14 protein-coding genes are annotated in these 20305 nt (G+C 40.4%); 4 read left to right on the forward strand and 10 right to left on the reverse strand.

Annotated elements, in window-relative coordinates:
* Positions 1–634 precede the first annotated feature (634 nt).
* From AC1DND_RS07195 to AC1DND_RS07215, 5 genes are all read right to left on the reverse strand, one after another.
* Positions 635–1339, reverse strand: coding sequence for a carbohydrate-binding family 9-like protein (locus tag AC1DND_RS07195; protein WP_477580320.1), 705 nt, complete (start codon positions 1337–1339; stop codon positions 635–637).
* Between the two features lie 11 nt (positions 1340–1350).
* On the reverse strand, positions 1351–1563 hold the full coding sequence (locus AC1DND_RS07200) for a hypothetical protein (protein ID WP_477580322.1): 213 nt from the start codon (positions 1561–1563) through the stop codon (positions 1351–1353).
* A 212-nt stretch (positions 1564–1775) separates the two neighbouring features.
* Positions 1776–4553: a glycoside hydrolase family 38 N-terminal domain-containing protein gene (locus AC1DND_RS07205; protein WP_477580324.1), complete on the reverse strand. Its 2778-nt coding sequence runs from the start codon at positions 4551–4553 to the stop codon at positions 1776–1778.
* A gap of 180 nt (positions 4554–4733) precedes the next feature.
* Complete coding sequence (locus AC1DND_RS07210; protein WP_477580326.1) at positions 4734–7493, reverse strand: GH92 family glycosyl hydrolase; 2760 nt, start codon at positions 7491–7493, stop codon at positions 4734–4736.
* 20 nt (positions 7494–7513) lie between these two features.
* The gene (locus AC1DND_RS07215) at positions 7514–9883 is read right to left on the reverse strand and encodes a glycoside hydrolase family 38 N-terminal domain-containing protein (protein ID WP_477580328.1); all 2370 of its coding nucleotides are present in this window, start codon (positions 9881–9883) and stop codon (positions 7514–7516) included.
* A gap of 278 nt (positions 9884–10161) precedes the next feature.
* Here AC1DND_RS07215 and AC1DND_RS07220 point away from each other — a divergent pair, with 278 nt between their 5' ends.
* On the forward strand, positions 10162–10890 hold the full coding sequence (locus AC1DND_RS07220; protein ID WP_477580330.1) for a GntR family transcriptional regulator: 729 nt from the start codon (positions 10162–10164) through the stop codon (positions 10888–10890).
* A 162-nt stretch (positions 10891–11052) separates the two neighbouring features.
* Here the strand turns inward: AC1DND_RS07220 and AC1DND_RS07225 are convergent, their stop codons facing one another.
* Positions 11053–12261, reverse strand: a complete 1209-nt coding sequence (locus AC1DND_RS07225; protein WP_477580332.1) for a glycoside hydrolase family 88/105 protein — start codon at positions 12259–12261, stop codon at positions 11053–11055.
* A gap of 164 nt (positions 12262–12425) precedes the next feature.
* A complete protein-coding gene (locus AC1DND_RS07230) occupies positions 12426–14510 on the reverse strand; it encodes a hypothetical protein (protein ID WP_477580333.1) in 2085 nt (694 codons plus the stop codon).
* A gap of 540 nt (positions 14511–15050) precedes the next feature.
* On the opposite strand from AC1DND_RS07230, the gene AC1DND_RS07235 reads away from it, so the two are divergent.
* The 3 genes from AC1DND_RS07235 (at position 15051) to AC1DND_RS07245 (ending at position 17389) form a co-directional block, all read left to right on the forward strand.
* On the forward strand, positions 15051–15893 hold the full coding sequence (locus AC1DND_RS07235; protein WP_477580335.1) for a methylated-DNA--[protein]-cysteine S-methyltransferase: 843 nt from the start codon (positions 15051–15053) through the stop codon (positions 15891–15893).
* Positions 15894–15974: 81 nt separating this feature from the next.
* Entirely contained in the window at positions 15975–16511 is a 537-nt protein-coding gene (locus AC1DND_RS07240; RefSeq protein ID WP_477580337.1) for a cysteine hydrolase family protein, read from the forward strand.
* A 32-nt stretch (positions 16512–16543) separates the two neighbouring features.
* Entirely contained in the window at positions 16544–17389 is an 846-nt protein-coding gene (locus AC1DND_RS07245; RefSeq protein WP_477580338.1) for an MBL fold metallo-hydrolase, read from the forward strand.
* 325 nt (positions 17390–17714) lie between these two features.
* On the opposite strand, the gene AC1DND_RS07250 is transcribed toward AC1DND_RS07245, so the two are convergent.
* The 3 genes from AC1DND_RS07250 to AC1DND_RS07260 all read right to left on the reverse strand — a co-directional run.
* Positions 17715–18590 (reverse strand): class I SAM-dependent methyltransferase, encoded by an 876-nt coding sequence (locus tag AC1DND_RS07250; protein ID WP_477580339.1) that lies wholly within the window; start codon positions 18588–18590, stop codon positions 17715–17717.
* A gap of 171 nt (positions 18591–18761) precedes the next feature.
* On the reverse strand, positions 18762–19025 hold the full coding sequence (locus tag AC1DND_RS07255; RefSeq protein ID WP_477580340.1) for a hypothetical protein: 264 nt from the start codon (positions 19023–19025) through the stop codon (positions 18762–18764).
* 36 nt (positions 19026–19061) lie between these two features.
* Positions 19062–20305: hypothetical protein (locus tag AC1DND_RS07260; protein ID WP_477580342.1), on the reverse strand; the 1244-nt coding region annotated here is incomplete at its 5' end.

The following is a 20305-nucleotide window of genomic DNA, read 5'->3' on the forward strand; positions in this document are numbered from 1 at the left end:
TCACTAAATGCTTTTACCTAGAACAATTGAAGGAAACCTGTGAAAATTACAGAAGAAAAAAATAGAAAATTAAGTTCAGACAAGACTGGCTATAAACGGCAAAACCAGATTACCAATTTTTCAATTCCAAAAAAATACACAAAAACACAAAAGGTTTGAATAAATTAAATACCTGAGTTCGATTATTAAATCTCACTTTGTGACRTTTKAATCAAGTTTTCWGTTAAGGCGGTCGTCACCCTGAATTTATTTCAGGGTCTTTCACGCTAAAAAGATGCTGAAATAAATTCAGCAGGACGATAAAGCGGGATTAGACGTACATAAGATGTGATTTTCAGCAAATAATTATCGAACTCAGGTTAAATGGTATTTCGATGTACTCTAAAGCATTGTTACATCGTAAATAATCACTTTTTTTGTTGCTTTCTATCTGCAAAACCCAATCATTTCGCCTGTTTAAGTAATGTGAGTTCGGTTTAAGCAGAAGTTCTGCACTATTTGTTCCAAACTTAATGTTAAGCGTAGTTTTTCTAGGGAAGAATGCATAAGCTGACTTAAAGAGAAACCGCCAGCAGCATACTCATTGGCATACCAGCTGATAACACCCGATTTCCAGGGGGACTGGCCAGGTGCTTCAAACGATTCCTGATAGACGAGCTGATTTTCCTATCGGGTTTAGTACCTCCACATCTTCGAACCGGCTTTTTTTAAAATATTGGGGCAGATGAAAATTGGGATCAGCGTTATGAATTTCGCTCCAGGCCAGGTAATGAGGCTCTGGTAAATCATCACCGCACTTGAAAAAATTGAGATAGCAATCCATCCCTTCAAAATCTTCTATTACATGAAATTCAAATACTGTGGCCGGAATGGCTATGGTGAGTTCCCATTCAAATAACTGGTCGTTGTGGTTAAATTTCACCTCAGTCTGGGTACTGATTAGGGCCAGTAACTGTGGATCGAGAAAATGCCTACCTATTTTACTGGCACCATACTGTCCCAGCACGGTACCCGTGCAATTAAACTCCAGGTTATAGTAATCCGGAACGTCACCAAAACCGATAAAAAATTCTACACAACTATCTTTATACACGGGTTCGTTAATCTGGCTATAAAGGGCGGCTATATGTTTTTCTCTTACATAATACTTTAGAAAAATCCTGTCACGACTATGCCCGATAGCAAAACGTACCAAGGGAGGTTCTGCCACATCCCGCCAAAGCGAATACCGGATGGCCTCTTTAATAAGCGCATCCAAACTTTTGCCAATTAAAGAAAGTTCCTCAATCCCGGGTGTATAGGCTATTAAAGGGATGATTAGGTTATCTGTTATGCTCACCTTGCGTATAGTTATTTACCGAATTTCTGTCTTTCAGGTTGAACGCGCTGTCTGGCAGTTTGCACCTGGTTAATCTGCTTAAGCCTATTAAAGGCAAACCTGATTAACAATACCATCATGGCATAAAAGAATGCTAAGCTTGGTTCATTATCGAATGTGTTGTTCAGGAAAAGAAATGCCGATCCACCGATCCCGCACATCCAAAAAAGAATAAAATTTCTCATATCTACACTTGGTTTAAATTTGGTTTTACTGTAATTTTTAAATAGACTACTGTCATCAAATTTAAGTAGCGAACCAGGCTATTAAGGGGTAAAGATCAGTTTATATAGGGGGGAAGAATTGTCTAAACAGCAGCAATTATTGCTTGCACATTTTGAAATAGGGGCAGGGCAATAAATGACGATACTACTATTTTCTTCATTTGGCTGTTAAACTATTTCTCCTTTAATAAAAAACTAGCCGGCGCATAAGCACCTAAATTAAATGATAATTTATTATCCAGGATAGAAATTGGCTGTCCCTTGTTTTCTCCTCTCAGATTAACCGGTTGCGCAAGCGTATACTTAGCGTCTTTAGGCAGGGTAACTTCAAGTTTACCCGTTGTCCCCCCCTGCTCCCAAACACGTAAAATTGTGCCTTCCCCATCTGGATTAGCACCAAATGCGGAAACAGCCACGCCTTTGCGTGAAAGCGATATACCACTTTGTGTAACCGGTAACTTACCTGTTTTTAGCTTTGAAAGCCCCACCTGCAATGGCACTTGTTTCTCTACAGCAGGCGTATAAAGCGAACTTTCACTATTGAAATTGGTAAATGACCATAAACGTACACGGACACTCATTCGCTGTCCATTACCAATCCATGCTGGGAAATTTGTACGCCAATGGTTGTTATAAAGATTGATATAGGCATACGGTTTTTTTGCTTCATATCGTTTATCAAATTTATATTCACCAGGTTCGCCCAAACTTACCAAAGGTGCATCTGGCGAGCTAATGCCTACAYCATTTCCAGTTGCACTATCATAAATAGCTACACCATTATTAACCCACCAAAGGTGATAATTCGCATTGTCTATCGTCATATCCTTAACCGGATCTACATCTGCACCTAAACGGCCCAGACGAAACTTAGGGTTATCTACTTTAAAAGGAAGACACATCCATGCGGTTTCTGGCCATGAATCAGGTTGTTTCTGCCAACTCAATTCCAAATCGGCTGTCGGGGTATATCCAGAAAGGATTAACGAGATAGAAACTTTTTGAGACTGACCAGGCCCGGATATAGTTCCCATTAGCACGGCTTTTACATCAATTGCCGATTGCTCTACCGTTAAAGTCATATCTGCTGGAAGTGCCGAACTATAAACCGCATCTTTTGGCATATCATACGCAACAAAAGTAAACCGGTGTGCCATATATTTTGGATACAGCGATTTGTCGATCCAATTAGACAACTCTTGATACCCAAATCTTTCGTAAAAATATTGACCAAAACCCTGAGGGGCATCGACATCAACGAGTTCTCTCCCTGATCTTTTGTCAATTAAACTGGTAATTCTACCTCTCTTTGCGTCGATAACCGCTTTAAAGAAAGGACTTTCGATAAGGCCCGATTTTAGGTCGGTCGACATTTTTGGACCCTCAACTTTTTCGTTGGAAACGATGTATGTACGGTAACCCATCGGCGGGATATCCTTTACCACTAAACGGGACATGGGGGCTCCATCTTCGATGGCCGGATATTCGTGGTTAACCAAAATAGCTGAGCCTCCATCAAGGGGTTTCAAGGAAACAAAATTATTCCCAAATATTAACCGCGTATCAACTTCGATTTCGCCATCACGTTTCCAGGGCAATGGGTTATAAACCACTAAACGATTTTCAGTAGTTTTAACATTGTCGGCCAGTGATTGCACGACATCACGATAAGGCTGAACTACTAATCGCTCAACATTGTCAATATAATTTGCTTTATCTTTCCACGAATCTTCCATCAATTTGAATTGAGGTGGCAAGCCCTGAGCCCATAAATCGTCCCATGCTTTTCCGTAAGGTGTTTTAATATAGTGCTGATTAGCTAAGCCCCATGTATGTTCGCTATACATTAAGCTCTGCTCATACGCTTCAGCAAGCTTATCTTTTTGACTTGGAATGTGGATACCCCAAATTCTTCCGAGTGTAGAAAGCTCATCCAGTGCTTGAATGGATGGCCTTACATTTTGGGCAAGTTTTGTAGCCTCAGGCATGCCCATTGTACCATGAATCCACACATCTCCCATATCACTACGCACAACAGGCAGTTTGCTTAAATCTTCTTTCAATATCGTTGTTGCAAAGTCATCCATTGTTCCAACTTTTGCATTTATTCCCTGCGCTTTAAAATAAGCCAGGTCTTTCGCAATCGTTTCTGGAGCTGGTGGTCCTTGATTGTCGCCGGTCATACTAATATACATCCATGTTTTATGAGGCCAGTTGGCAGGAGGGAGCATATCTGTTCCGTATCCATTATTATAGAGTGTCAGCAGTCGAGATTTATCAGGCCCTTCCCACCAAAAGAAAAGTGGTAGTCCATAATCGATATTTACAGCTGGTCCGCCCATATGATAAAATTTAACACCAGCATTGGTAAGCAACGTTGGAATAAACCAAGAATAGCCCGGTACATCGCTCATTTTAGCACTGATAGAAAGTGGACGCTTATACTTGCGTGCTAAATTTGAAGAGATAGAAAGCCCTCGAACCAAATCTTCTGGAGCCGAACTTTCTATATGCATTGAAAAAGGAAGTGCATGAACAGCTAGGTTACCATCAGCAATTGCTTTCTCAATTTTCGCCTTGCGATCTGGGGCTTGCCCATCCCAAAGAATTTGTTTCATTGGCCAGCCCGAAACCGTCCAAACAAACTGTTTATCTTTAGGTTGCATCCTATTTTTATCGATGGCATCAAGTACTTTATCGGCCATTGAAGTACGATAGTCATGTACAACCTGTTGCACGGTTTCGGAATAACCTATATCAAAATGTGTTTTATAAACAATGATAACGTTTTCGATTACTGGCTTTTTGAGGTTTATTTTTCCAATTTCAATTCTCTTTTTCTTTTCAGTATCCGGAAGCGTTGATTTCGGATCGTAATTCTGGGCTTTTGCACCAAGCACTCCTGCTAAAGAAAAAAAGAGTAGTGTAAGGGATTTCTTAAATCGTATCATCTGTATAATCTATTTTAACGGTAATGAAGCTATCATGCGTTGTAATGAAGTTCATCCATACAAACCGGCTACGCCATTGCACGTACTTTCTATCTGCTGATGTTGCAGGAATTTGTAGCAGCAAATTTGGACCGATTGCCTGATCAAGTCTTTCTGCTATTACCAATTATCTTTTATAAGTTATTTTTTCGCGCTCATTTTACCCCATGAAGCATTGGGTTTGGCTCCTAACCATAATTCTAGCACCCCTCCCTTGGCAAAATCAGCATGGGAAAAAGTAAAGGCATCGTGTTTTTTTCCGTTCAGGGAAGCTTTTTTTATGTAGTAATTCTCTTTTGAATTGTTATTCGTTTTAATAATGAATTCCTTTCCTGGATAGTAATTAGGATTGAGCTTAATGGTCACTTCATCAAATACCGGACTTGTAATATCATATACCGGATCAATTGAACAAGTTCCGTTAATATTAAATAAGCCGATGGCCATTAAGACACTAACTCCTCCCATTTGCCCCTGATCTTCGTCATGCCCGCCATATCCCTTATCAGGGGTAACGCCACCATAGGCCTGCTCACTTACTTTCCGTACCCAATACTGGCTCAAATCCGGGCGGCCTGCATAATTAAAGACATGTGCGTTCGAACAACCCGGTTGATTGGCATAACTTACATATCCTGCCCCGTATCCAAATACGAAATCCTGACTTTGTGCTTTTTCGAATGCAAAGTTCAACTTTTTACATAACGTATCCACTCCTCCCATCAACTTTGCCAATTGATCAATTCCATGAGAAACAGACCACGTTGCCTGCCAGGCATTGGCCTCAACCCAACCTTTTCCGCTTAAAGGGTCTCGATGTGTCCACTCTCCTTCTTTATTTTTCGGAAAGATCAGTTTTTGCGCAGGGTCGAAAAGTTTTGTCCAGCCCTGAGAACGGTTGAAGAAATAATTATAATCTTTCTCATTCCCCATTTTTTTTGCCATCTGTGCCAAAGCCCAATCCTGAAAAGTTATTTCAAGCGTAATTCCGGCATTTGATGGGTAATATCCGTTCTTGATGTAAAAATCCATTTCTTTATCACCCCCCATCATTCCTCCTATTTCGTGATTTTGTTTCATCATTTGATAAGCCGTTAAAGGACTTTTCTTTGTTAAAATACCTTTCTGATAGGCAGAGGTGATCAGGTTTGTTGCCGGACACCCTGTCATAATATAGGAATAGCCTCCTGCATTCGGCCCCCGTGGAAGTAACCTACCGTTTTCGGCATATTGCACCAAACATGCAGAAAAGTCATCGGCTACTTCTGGCCAGGCTAATCCCCACAATACATTCAAATTCCATTGCGTTAACCAAAATGCATCAGAATTGTACATATGAAACTTCACTTTACCATCCTTATCTTTTGGCAATGCCCGTACTTTAAAATTCAAATTCACCGTAGCATTTCCTACTCGTTGCCCCTCTGTATTATCAGGATAATCACCTGATACATCATCCAGCTTATGACGGCCGAGCAAGGCATGCCACAGGTCTGTGTATAATTTTGTTTTTTGATTAGCACTACCGCCTTTTACAGCAATCCGCCCTAACATTTCGTTCCACTCCTTTTGAGAATTTTCACGAAGTTTATCAAAACTCCAATGGTTGCTTTCTGATGTTAAATTCTTCCGTGCATTTTCAATACTTGTATAAGAAACCGCAACTTTTAACTGAATAGATTCTCCGGCTTTTACATTATACTGAGCGGATACTCCAGTAGTAGCTGCATCAAAATAGCTCATTCCACTATTTCGAGCTGTTTTTTCCGGACTACCTTTCAATGTTCTTATATCTGATAATTCATGCTTTCCATCCCAGCTGTTTAGCTTTGCAAACGGTTTTTCGAAGTCTATTGCAAAATAAATCCGAACGTTTTCTGGTCCTCCCCACAACCTTCCAGTTGTATTAACCGAGCCTTCGATACGAGTATTGCTTATTTTTTCTACCCGTGCATCAGTCATTGTCGTTTCGCCCAAATAGCCACCCAAGTTCACTAAAATATTGGTTAGCTCATCTTTTGTATACGTATAACGATAAAAACTTACCCTGTCGCCCGCCGTTTGCTCTACCCACATATCGTAATCATCGAGATATAGACGATGATAACCTGGCTGAACGATTTCACTTTCATGAGAAAACTTTGATTTCCAGCCTTGCTCTCCTTTATTGGGGGCAATTGTACCTGTTGTTGGCATCAGCGTAATCCCAGAAAGCATCCAGCAATGAATTTGAGGAAATCCCAGTATTTCTGTTGAATTGTAATTATACCCGCCACCAAATTGATTTTTATTGCGGGTTAATGGTGCCGCACTGATCATCCCAAAGGGCTGGCTTCCCGTTACAAAGTAAAAATAACGTCCTCTAGTGGTCTCAATATAGGGATCAACCCAAGAAACTGGATCGGCACACTGTACTTTGGAAGGAAAAACCTCAATCTCCGACAAGCCTAAATGAGCTCCATCGCCATCTGTTGTTTCAAAACGTACCCAACTGATTGTTCGCTCGGTAAAATCAATTACCTTCGGTGCACCATTATTCGCTAATGCAAAAACAGGTATCCTGGTTCCGTCACTAAAAATTAAAATACCCCCACCAGTATGCGCAGCCAGTGTTGCCCGATCATAYAGAATAATTTTGTTGATGACCTGTGGTCTTTCCCAATCCAATTGTATCCAGGGATAATCAATACCTCCCCAAAATACCACCTCGCTTTTTGATGCCCATTCACCAACACCGTCGGTCCTAATAATTCCATCAATAACATTAGTTGCCCTGTTCTTTGTATCAAGTTCAGAGGAAGCAGTCACTTTTGCCTTGCTCGCAATACTCCCTGGCCCTGCATACATTGATAGCGCACAAAGCATCAGTAAACAAAATGTGCCAATCTGTATTTTTTTCATAACGGTATTTTCTTGAGTCATTACATCAAAATAAAACTCACCGGTGCATATGCATTCAGTGAAAAAGTCAATTTATTGTTAGAAATAGTAAATTGTTTCCCTGTTACCTCACCTCGAAGGTTAACTGTGATTGCTTTAGTATAAACTGTTCCTTTAGGTAATGTAACCGTGACATTTCCTGAAACACCTCCTTGCTCCCACAAACGCAGCAGGGTTGACTTTGAATTGGTTTTATCTGATGCAAAAACAGGATTATCAGGACTATCATGGCGAAAGGCAGTAACCTGTATCCCCTTTCTTGAAATAGAAACCCCGGCTTGTTCAATAGGAAGATTACCTGCCTTACCTTCGGCTTCAGCGATCAATAAAGGAGTACGGGCCTCGAGAGAGGGTGTAACCAAGCCCGATTCTACCGTACTGTTTTTATCAAACGTCCAAATTCTAACTTTTGAACTCCAAGTCCCAGGATACCAATAACGATAATTTGTATTCCATTGATTATTGTAAAGATTAAGATAGATGATCGGTCTTTTAGGCACAAAATCTAATGAAAACTGCCAGATCCCTGGTCTGTCCAAACTCACAAGGGAATGATCAAAAGGCGAAAAAGCAATACCGGATCCATCTTTATCAGTCATCGTAACTCCGGTTCCCACAGCATATATATCTTTATCAGATCCTTCTATAATATCTTTGGAAGGATCCATCATCCCCAGAGAACGGCCTACCGTAAATTTAGGCGAATTGACTTTAAATGGAAAACAGAACCAGTCTGCTTCTGGCCAATTATCTTTTGCTTTGTCCTTGATGGTAATTTCCATATCTAAAAATGGCCTGTCGTCTTGCAGGCTTACCCTTAAAGAAGAAGCAGGAAAATGATTCGCTGTATCTGCTGGCATGTCTATGATGGCAATTTGCTGATAGCCATCTCGAGTAATTTTTAAGTTGCCATTTTTGGATAATGCCGCCCGGTATGGAACCTCTTTTTCAGAAATCATTCCCGGCTTGTACAAGCCAGGATGCTTCCATACCCCTTTTGTATTGAAAATATCCACTGCTCGACCCTGTTGATAGTCGATTACATACTTTTCGGTTTGTTCTAAAGTAAAACGCTCATTCATATACTGACCAAGGCCTTGTTCGGCCATACTGTCCACCCATTCTCTTCCTGTGCGTTTGTCAATCAATGAGGAAATAATACCACGGGCAGGATCAAATTTAACCGTAAAGTACTTATTTTCTATTGAATTGCTACTTGAGCTCGTTAAAGTGTTTCCTATCAAATCTTTTTCTGTAAAGGTTTTATAACCACTAGCTGGGATATCCTTAGCATAGAGAAATTGGTGTCTGTCCCCTAATTCCACCCATTCAGATCTGCTATATGGAAGCGGATTATACACTACAAAACGTTTGCCTTCTAGATTTACACTTTTAGCAAGAACAGTCAGATTCGTTGCCAACAAGGGTTTTATAGGCAATTTAGGATTTGTAGGTAAAATGGCATCCGCAAAATCTTCCAAGCGTCCAACCCTTACCTTTACTCCTGGCATCTTTTTGGCCGCTTCATCAAATAATGCTTTTACTTCGCTGGCCTTAGGAGGGCCAGAATTGTCCATGGTAACAAAAATAGCAGGCCATACTTTATAAGGCCAGTCAGCAGGAGGAATCAAGTTCCTACCAACTCCCTTATCGCCAATAGACCATTGTACAGGCCAACCTAACCCTGTTGTTGTTCCGTAATCAGGTGTATAATATGTCAAAATACGGCTTCCATCGGGGCCTTCCCACCAAAAAAGGGAAGGATATTTCACACCACCACTAGGCCAATTACCGCCTATGTGCATAAATTTCACGCCTCCTTTTGCCAGTCCGGTAGCCAAAACGCCTGCCTGAGAAGGCACATCAGTCATTTTTGCGCCTCGGGGTAACGGTAGACCGTATTTTCTGGAAACGAAGGATGAAGGTTCAAAAGCTCTTGCAACATCTTCAGGGAATAGAATTTGCGACTGTACGGAGAAAGGCATCGCGTGGCTTACAAAACGTCCGGTTTTAAAAGCTTCTTCCAGTCGCTTACGGCGTTCGGGAGTTTGACCAGGCCAATCTTCGAGTACCTTAGCCATTACCCAGGCGGGTGCCGTCCATGCAAATTGTTGCTCTTTTGGTAAATCCTTGGTTTTATCCATTAAATCCAAGGCTTTGTCTATCATATCTGTACGGTAATACTGTACAATATCTTTTACCCGATGGGTATAACCAATATCAAAATGCGTTTTGAATATGACAATGATCTCTTTGACCTTCGGATTTATATAAGTGGCATCTGGTTGCTTACTCTGTCCAAAAACCGTTGTGCTGATAAACAAAAAGAAAATTAATTTTAGCTCTTTCATAATGCTATTTTAGATTGTTACAAGTTTTTCAGTAAGGCTTATAAATGATTAAGGATGACAAATATGTTGTATTGTATAAACATATAGCTAAAATAGCATTTTTACAAATCAATTACCTTCTATGAAGGCATATTATGTATCTACATGAAACAATATCAGATATTGCTTCATACCCGCTGAAGATCTATTTTGAAAAATTTGAATACAATTGCCAAAATATGTCCATATAAATTAACTTATGTGCAAAAATGCTTAACATTGCGAATAATATTTAGATAATGAAGTACGCTATAGATCATAATAGCCTGATCCCATTACATGCGCAGGCAGAAATGCTGCTGAGAAAACTGACCGAGGAGGAAGAATACAAAAATGGAAAAACCCTGCCCAATGAAATTGAACTGGCGAAAATGCTTGCAATTTCACGAAGTACACTCAGACAGGCAATAGGGAAACTGGTCTTTGAGGGGATTTTGGTACGAAAAAAAAGAATGGGTACTAAAGTTGCAAATTCTATTGTTAGCTCCAAATCAAATAACTGGTTAAGCTTCTCACAGGAAATGGCGTTAAGGGGAATTCCCATCCGGAATTTTGAACTTCACATTACCTGGACTAACCCTGATGAGGTGATAGCCAACTTTTTCGACATCAAAACCGATCAGAAAGTATTAAAAATGGAAAAGGTCCGCGGAAGGCCGGAAGAACCTTTTGTATATTTCGTATCTTATTTTCATCCCCGCGTCGGATTAACTGGCGACGAGGACTTTAAAGCCCCCCTTTATGAAATGCTGGAAAAAGATCACCTGATAGTTGCTACGCTTTCTAAAGAGGAGATCAGTGCGAGATCTGCTGATGCATTTATTGCTCAAAAGTTAAAAGTAGCCATTGGTAGCCCTATTCTTTCCCGTAAAAGATTTGTATTTGATCAGGGAGGAAGGCCCATTGAATATAATATAGGTCATTATAAGGCCGATAGTTTTGTTTATACCACAGAAAGCTCACGATAACAAACTGAGATAATCCACTTAAAAACATAGAGCGGATTCACTGTYAAACCCGCTCTATGTAATCTTTGTACCATTAGCCTAAATCCAGACAATTATCGGTTTAGATTGCTTTACCCAGCATATTGTTTTTAGAGTTGTTGCTGCTAGGGTTAAGCGCAAGAATCATTGGTGCTCTACCAGTTTCCTTAACTCGGTACCGGCAAGCAAAAATGCACCTACCCCATAAACGGCAGTCATGTTTTCGGTTACTTTCTGTGGATCGCCACCTACAGGCTGCACCCATCCCAGCTTGCCGTTTGGAAACACTGATTTCACCATTGAGTGCCAACCTTTTTCAACTATCGGTTGATATTTAACCTTATCCAAATAACCATGATTGATACCCCATGCCAAAGCGTAGGTATAAAAGCCCGTACAACTCATTTCAGGGCTTGGGTAACTGTCCGGATCCAATAAGCTGGCATGCCAAAAACCTTTTTCATCCTGCAGGACAGCTATTTTTTCTGCCATTTCTACGAATAATTTTTCATAGAACTTCTTGTTTTTGAAATCGGCCGGAAGCTCCTGGATAATGATGGGCAAGCCAGCCAGAACCCAACCGTTTCCCCGGCCCCAAAATACCGGCTGACCGTTTTTTTCTTTCTTTTTAAAATAGGAATCGTCCCTGAAAAACAAATGATTTTCTTTGCTGTAGAGATACTTATAGCTAAGCCGGTACTCCTTGTCCATAAATTTAAGGTATTCTTCTTTGCCGGTAATATTTGCCATTTTTGCCCATACGGTCGGCCCCATAAACAGGGCGTCACACCAGCTCCATCGCTCAGTACCATAATTGCCCGGTTCGAAAGTATATTTCAGATTCCGCTTTGAAGGATGTTTCAAAATGAAATCGAAATAACGTCCCATTGGAGTGTACATTTTTTTATCTTTATAAAYACGGAACATTTCGGTATACATCAKRCCAACCSCATAATCRTCAGCKTGGYARCGCAGACTCRGGTCCGCTTCCAGTTTTTGTGTCCATTTTAATTTCGTACCTACCGATTTAAGCCAGTTAAAACATGCTGTATCATTTGTTGATTTCGCATATTCAACCATCCCGGCATAAAGCGCACCAAATGTCCAATCGGCAGCTTCCCTTCCCTGGGTTTCTTTCATCTGCCAATGCGCAACACGGGTCATTATTTCATTGATGGACTGTTTTGTTAAGTCTGGAGAAGGTTGTTCGACTTCCCCGTTAATCGCCTGTGGATCTAAAAACTGGCACCAGGCATTACCGTTTAAATGAGCCGCACTGAAATCCAGTGGTTTGCGGGCAAACGCATTTGTCACCGCGAACAAAGCAAAAATTATTAAGGCATTTTTTTTCATCAGCATTTATTTTTTTTAAATATTTTTTATTTTTTCCTCAAGCAACTAATAATCAACTATTTAAGTTCATATAATTACCACCCTGTTCATTGGCTGAAGACCGATCGCGATCACCCACTTTTCATCCTTTCCTGTATTCAGCCAGCATCTGTGCAAAAAGAGGACTATTTTGCCTGCACAGCTATTGTTAGCTGACGATCAGATATCAGTTCGCCATTTTTCCATTCATGTTCTTTATCGATCGAGTTTAACACCAGCATGTCTGTGAAACGTGAACGTTCGACCTGTTTTGCTCCTTTATAGGAGATAACCGCTGGTCTGTCCATTTCAAAAAGCATATTATCTACTGAAGCTGCTGCTGCACTGAGTGAATATTCTAAACCGCTAGCTGCTTTGGCTACAAAAGACTTATCTCCGATCCTAAGATTTCTTTTCCCTGTTTCGTACACCCAGTTGGTATTATTTAAAATGCCAAAACTCAATGTCTCAATAGCACTTGTATTACACGGCTTTAGTGCAGTAAGCACTTCCTTTATTGTAAGGCTTCCATTGGCATTTGTTTCGCAGCTAATATCACTTTGGATCAGATCACCGTGGCGCAGTACCATTTTTACCGAAAAACCATTTTTGTTCGGCTTCACCTCTATTTGCTTTAAAGTAACTGCCAGTGTAGAATCTTTATCTTTCGAATTTTTTACAACTACTCTGCCTATGCCATTTCTCTGGTCTGGAGAAATAACATGGTCTTTAGCCATTGGCATCATCTGTATCATAATCATTTCGCCCCACGAAACGGTCTGAATGGATTTACTGTCCCGACGTAGAATTATTTTTCCATCCTGAAGATAATTTATCCCGGCGACAGGAGTCGTTTCAACCAGCTCTTTTTTTGCAAAATGCAGAACAAGCCACGCCTGTGTCAGCCAATATCCCAGATGTGGTTGTGAAGATGGAAAAAAATTCYCTCCAGGTGCATAAATCGCTCCATCTGGATTCCGGGCCTGCATTTTTTCTGCAGTGGCAATACCATCATGCAGGTGGTACAATGCCTCAGGGTCGTTAAAACGGGCCACAGCAGTTGCATGACAAGTTATCCAGTCTGCATTTCTAAAAAGTGCCCAGTCCTGACCATTGGGGTAGCAATAACCACCATCAGGTAACAAAAATCTTTTCTGCATATCGTAAACATGATTAAGATTGTACAAAAATGCTTCATATGTTTTTCGTCCGGTCAAAAGGAAATCCAGATCATTGCCAGCATTCATAATCCAGGCGCCCATATAATCGGGGTGAACAATATCATGGTTCTCCAGGCTGAAATCATTGTAAATATTGGCCCCTGTAAATTGCTGAGAAATGGGAATATTGTCGACAAGATTTGCCGAAGCAGCATCAGATTGCCGCAAATATGATGAAAGGCTCCACTTTTTCACAGCCGATTCCCATTGCAGGCGGCGCGGATCATCGGGCATCAATAAAATTGCTGCTGAAAGCACCTGGCTATTCCATGCATTTTCTTCGGATTTGCTATCTAATTTGATCTGGTGCGGCGGGACTGTTTTCTCTATTCTATCCGCTTCATGTGCCACGACGCGGCAGACTCCTTTCTTTATATCCACAGGGAGCCCACTCCAGCTCCACCATGCCGCATTGCCCAATGTAGCTGCCCAATGTGCCGATTGCCATGCATCGCCCCATGATTTCCCGTCATCTGTTTTAAGATCACCAGTAAGATGTGTCCGCGCTAGGTAGCGGAGCRGAGGGATCAGTTCTTTGGACAGTAGCAGCTCCCGGGAAGTCCCCACCACTTTTGCATCAAAATCACCAAACCTGTAAAGAAATGCCAGGTCGGCAGCAAAAGTAGTATTAGGCCTGATGTGATGTTCTCCTGATCCACTTTTTGTAATCAGTAACATGGATGGATCATTTTTCCATGGATAAAGCAATCCCCGTAAATGATGGGCCTGTCCTTCAATTAATCTGTATATCCGTTCCTGTTCTTTTCTATATAGTTTGCTATCGGGAAGCTTGATGCTCATTGCACTTTGATCATTTTCATTTACCCCGCCATTCTGCTGTATATTCTGGCTTTGTACGTGAGATATGGAGATAAAACCTAAAAAGATTATGAGGACAAATAACTTAGTCCCAGATTGGATTTTATCTAAAATTATCCTGAAAAAAGTTGCAGGTGTAAACTTGATTTTGTGCATTTTAATAATATTATTGTTTTGTAAAAGTTGAATCATTTATAATATTTATATTTATTAGGTCCTTCGAACTGGTTATCTGTAAAAAACAATGAGATTTGTTAAAAACATTTGAGCATTACCATATATCTTCTCCTTTCTATTTTAAATCCTTTTTTGGAAAATTGCAGAATGCAGCATAGCTCAGTTTAGATTACAGGACTTTATATCGTAATAACCCAAATATAATAATTATGTACATACATATATCCAAACATTATCAACAAGCCTTCAATACTGGTGGTCGGCAACTTTAAAACGTCATCCAGGTTTAGGTGATAAATACCGAAATGCCACCAAACCGTATCAATATCCGCATTGCCTTTTTAACTTAATAATAAGGTATACAGTCATAAACTATGGAAACAGCAGTCGTTCAGGAAACTTGCAGATGTACTCACTCTGGTTATTGAGATCGAAGCTATCTTGATCGGAAAAAAGATATCCGGGCCTCTCTGTCCTTGGCCTTCATATTATTTCAGTTTAATATTCAGCAAGATTCAGATTGGTCTATTACCAGGATATGCTTAATTTTGAATAATGACCAATCAAGAAATAAATTATTATAGAATTGAAAAAGCTATTGGTTATTTAACTGAAAATTTTAGAGAGCAGCCTAGCCTGGAAGAAATTGCAGAGAAAGTGAATATGAGCCCCTTTCACTTTCAACGAATTTTTACGGATTGGGTAGGCATTAGCCCAAAGAAATTCATACAGCATCTTACTTTAGACTATCTCCGCAATAAGATAAGTGAAACCGAAAACATGATTGATGCAGCCGACCTTGCCGGTTTATCAAGCCAATCAAGGGTACATGATTTATTTATAAGCATAGAAGGTGTTAGCCCTCAACAATACAAAACATCTGGCAAAGGACTGGAGATTTTCTATGGCTATCATGCCTCACCATTCGGTCTATGCTTTATTGCGGTTTCAGAAAAAGGAATCTGTACATTAAAATTTATTGATGAAGAAAAAAGCAGAAATGAATTTGAATTATTTTCACAGCAATGGCAGTTTGCTTCTTTGATACACAGGCCAGATTACACCCAGGAATACATCAGGAAAATATTTCAACCAGACAAGACAAATCCAGAAAAACTTAATTTACTGACACAGGGAACTGATTTTCAGATAAAAGTTTGGGAAGCATTACTTAAGATACCGTTTGGCGCTGTAAGCTCATTTCAACAAATTGCTCAAATAATAGAGCAACCAAACGCCACCCGGTCGGTGGCTTCAGCTATTGGGAAAAATTCTATTCTTTATCTGATTCCCTGCCACCGCATTATTTCTAAAAATGGCACGATGGGGAATTATCACTATGGCAAAGTCCGTAAACAAATCATGATCGGATGGGAAATGAGCAAAACTCAACCTTAGCAGCGACTGGATGAACTCCGCAAGATTCGGATTGCTAAAGCCTGCGAATGAATCTACATTTATGCTTATAAAATTAAGTTTATGCAAGCACTTATTGTAATTGATGCCCAAAACGAATTTTCTCAAGATGGTAAAAGACCTGTACCAAACCATTTGACCGCCATCGATGTAATCAGTAAAAGAGTTGAAGAGGCTAGGCTGGAAAACCGTCCTATTGCCTGGGTAAGGCATTTTAACAAACCTACAGAATCACCTGCCTTTATGCATGGTACATGGGGGAGCGAATATGTTTCGGGATTTGGCCCCAAGGAAGGATTCGGCATTGAGACAGAATTTAAAAAAAATGTTTATGGTGCCTTCACAGGAACCGATATTGGAGCGTGGCTGAAAAGAATTGGTACGACTGAGGTATTGATTGTTGGTTTTTATACGCACGGCTGTGTTGCCACCACTGCCCGGGAAGCTATTATGGCTGACCTTGATGTTTCACTTGACCCTAATGCGACAGGCGCCTGCGATATAGCCAATGAAATACTTGGAACACTTTCGGCAGATGAAGTTCGCCGTTCTGCTTTATTGCACCTGTCAAGCATGGGTGCCTCAATAACCCCATTGTAACATCTTTTTGAAGATGATAAATAAAATATAAAATGAAACGAAGGGAATTATTAAAATATACGGCATCAGCTATTTCATTAACTGCTTTGCCTGTCATATTAAAATCACAGCAGAATGATAGAGAAAATAAATCACTGCAAAACCATGATGTTATGAAAATACAACGGCTTGCCTGGGCAGGCATTAAGATTGAGCTCGGTGAAACTACTTTATATATTGATGCTACTTCTTATGAGGAGCAAAAGGACATGAAATTAACTGCCGAAACTGAATACAAGCATGCCCTTATCACACATCACCATCCTGACCATTATGACCCTACTGCACTTAAAACAGTTTTTGATAAAAGGAGCCGTTTATATTGTTATGAGGATGTATTACCCTGGCTGGACACAAGAGATTTGCGAATCCAACCTGTAAAATTATATCAGCCAATAGATGTTTCGAGATGGACGGGAGATTTGGTGGCCATACCTGTACCTGCGGTAGATGGTTTTGGTCATCCTCAGGTATCCTGGATAGTGCAGGGAGGTGGAAAAAAAATAATTCATTGCGGGGATACATTATGGCATGGCTACTGGCGGGATATTGCAATTGCATACGGACCTTTTGATATTGCTTTTATGCCTATAAATGCGGCTCGTTTAACCCAGGGAAAAGTGGAAGATACCGGGATACCTGCGGTGATGAACCCCGAGCAGGCTGTTGTAGCTTCAAAGCTTTTAAATGCAAAATCGGTTTGCCCGATACATTACGGTCGTCCTTCAGAAAATTATTTTGAAACACCTGATCCTGAAAAAAATTTTTTGCGCTTCGCAAAGGAAAGAAATGCTAAACCACTTTTATTGAGTGAGGGAAAATATATAATTTTATCTTAACCACTAACTCCGTCCTCTAGTTGTCCAATTAGTTTTTATCGCGGAAAGGAATTGATGGCTACCATCAATAACATCCGAATATACAACCTGCAGGCGGCATTGATCTATAGTACCGAAGGGATGTACCGAGCAAACCCACATTGCTACAATGAGGCAAGCGGGATATGACATCAGGGAAGATGACCCCTTTCAGGAAAAATTACAAATAGCGATCAGCCCACGTGAACGCCCCGCTTTGTCAATCGCATAATCCTTATTAAGATGCAAAATTTTAAAGCGAGCAGACCTATATGTGCGGTAAAAAAAGTAATGGTAATGGATATCGCTATCTTGTAGCAGGTTTTTCTCCAACAGCTACAAGCATTTCGCAAGGACCTATAAAGCCATTTTCTGTTTCAAACTCCCGAAGTGCATCTTCGATTTCTTCCCAAACAGCCGCTTTCGCGGGATCTGATAAACCATTCATCATCTGATGCAAAGCGCCAAATGATTCTTTTTCAAACTGCAAGCACTCTTTTGCCGTTTGAAAAAGCAAAGGAGCATCAACAAGTTCAGTTATTACATTTTTGAAACCTGCCTGTAAAAATGCTTTTTCAATAACACCATCAGCGCCTAAACTAAAGGGCCCTGGCTGACCAGGTAATGGAGGTGGCAGCTTGGCACGGTTACGGATGATAGATACAGGAAGCGAGAAGAATTTATTTCGCTCAGGAGTTGAGTAAACAATAGCAGCCATTTTTCCACCAGGTTTCAGCACCCGCAACATTTCGTTCAGCGCTTTTTGCTGATCTGGAAAATAAATAAGTCCGACTCTTGAAATCACCGCATCAAATGTTTCATCTTCAAGGGTGAGGTTTTCACCATCCATTACTTTTGTTTCTATGTTATTTATTCCGGCCTGCTGAGCCATTTGTTTCGCAAAACTCAGAATATTGGAAGAAATATCAGTAGCTAAAACATACCCTGTAACACCAACTTTTTTTGCTGTGGTAATGGATTGTTCCCCTGCACCGGCAGCAATATCAAGCACATATTGACCACTGGTGATGTCCGCCATTTCTAACATTCTCTCGGTTGTTTTACCAAGCCATTTGTTTAACGTAGGACTCCAGCGGTACCAGGCCTCTGCTGTTTCCTGCCATTGGTGGCAAGTCGTTCTTTTGTACTGGATAGGGTCAAATTGAGGATTAGATGAATCCATAAATTTAATTTTTTAGAAGTGAAGATCTAAACAGCATCGAAATTGCCACCAATCTTGGGCTTTGTGCTCGTCCTGAAATCAGCCAAGCACTTCATTAAAGATAATTACAGGAGTCTTTATCCTTCAATTATGTATTTTTATTGAAATGTTATGTTAAATATACGCGTTTTATCACTTAATAATCAGGATCATTTTCGGATATAAGGAAAGCTTTAAATAAATATGGGTTTCTACCCTGTAGCTTTTTATCTCAATATTCAATAGTGTGCCAACCTGCCCCTTTTCATCCTCTATTAACTGGCCCTCAACCAAACTCATCAGCTCAATAAGCGGTGTATCCCTGGTGACCCGCGTTCCACACAGACCGTTCGTGGGCACTGTGTCTTCTACTACTACTTTTTTATTGGTTTTTCTTTTTTTTGGCGTGCTTATCATGAGTTTGTTAGTTGTTTTACCTGTAAGCATTTCACATTATTTCTCTTTACTCTTAAATAGCGTTATTCCTTTCACAAATTCTACAATAACAGGCGCTGGAATTGTTAAACTGCTTGTACGGCTTAACCTGGCGATGTTAATGCCATAGAAGTTGCCCTTTGCATCAAATAAGGGGCCTCCGCACTCAGATGGCTTTAGCTTTCCATCATGTACCAATACTTCCTTAAAGTTATCTCGCCGCTCACTTTTACCATCTGTAAATTTGTCTTCCTGAGCACTCGTTTTTACATTACGGGGGCTAAGCATAAAACTCTGAGTATATAAAACAGCTGACTTTTTAGCATATTGAAGGGTAACTGTATCATTTGTTTTGTATTTCGACAATTCATCTGGAATATCATCAATTGTCAATACTGGACGGTTATTGATCTTCTTCAACACATCCATAGCAGCAATATCATTCGCTTTTATATTTTTCTTTTCGTTCGCTAAAGGATATAAACCGGTTACAACAATGACACGGTCGTCAGTCCTGTAGTTAACCCCAACACCTAAATAAGAAGCCGCCGATTTTGGCACCCGCACCTTAACATTCCCAAGCACACTTATCTCACCTGCGACATGCGGTTTTGGTGAAATTAAAATACTACCGAGTTTATCAAATGCATAATCAATTTGTAAATTGATTAAACTTACCCCACCGGCAATTTCTTGAGGGATTTGAAGAAGCACCAAGTCATTTGCGTCATCGCGGCTCAATACCTGAGCTGCTACCATATTGCCATCGGCCATTTCAACCTTCGGGTTTGGCCCTACCATGGAGCATTTGCTAATAAAAAAGCTTTTTCCTTTTAGATCTGACTCAGCTACAATCCCTTTTAAATTTACCAGGGTGCCCAGAATGCTAATATTAAACGATGAATCTTTAACGGTAAATACGTTTTTTAAAGCTGAAAGCGACGGCTCAATGCTCGAAATAAGCTGTTCCATTTCTGGAATTGGCTCCACCTGATCTACTTTTTTATCAACCTTAAATTTATCTTCCGGTATAAACGCAGTATGAACCGCTGGTGTTTTTAAGGCGGTCCAGTATTTCCTGAAATGATCTACCGGAACTTCTAAATTTACATCTATATTTAGACTTATCCGACTGTGGATGCCGATCACCCTTCCTTTTAGGTCAAAAAGAGGACCTCCCGAATCGCCCGGTTCCATTAAGCAGGTAGATCGCATAAATCCTGTTTCGTGCTTCAGCTCTGCAACCTGGCCAAGTCTAACGG

The organism is Pedobacter sp. 01N416, from assembly GCF_056399685.1.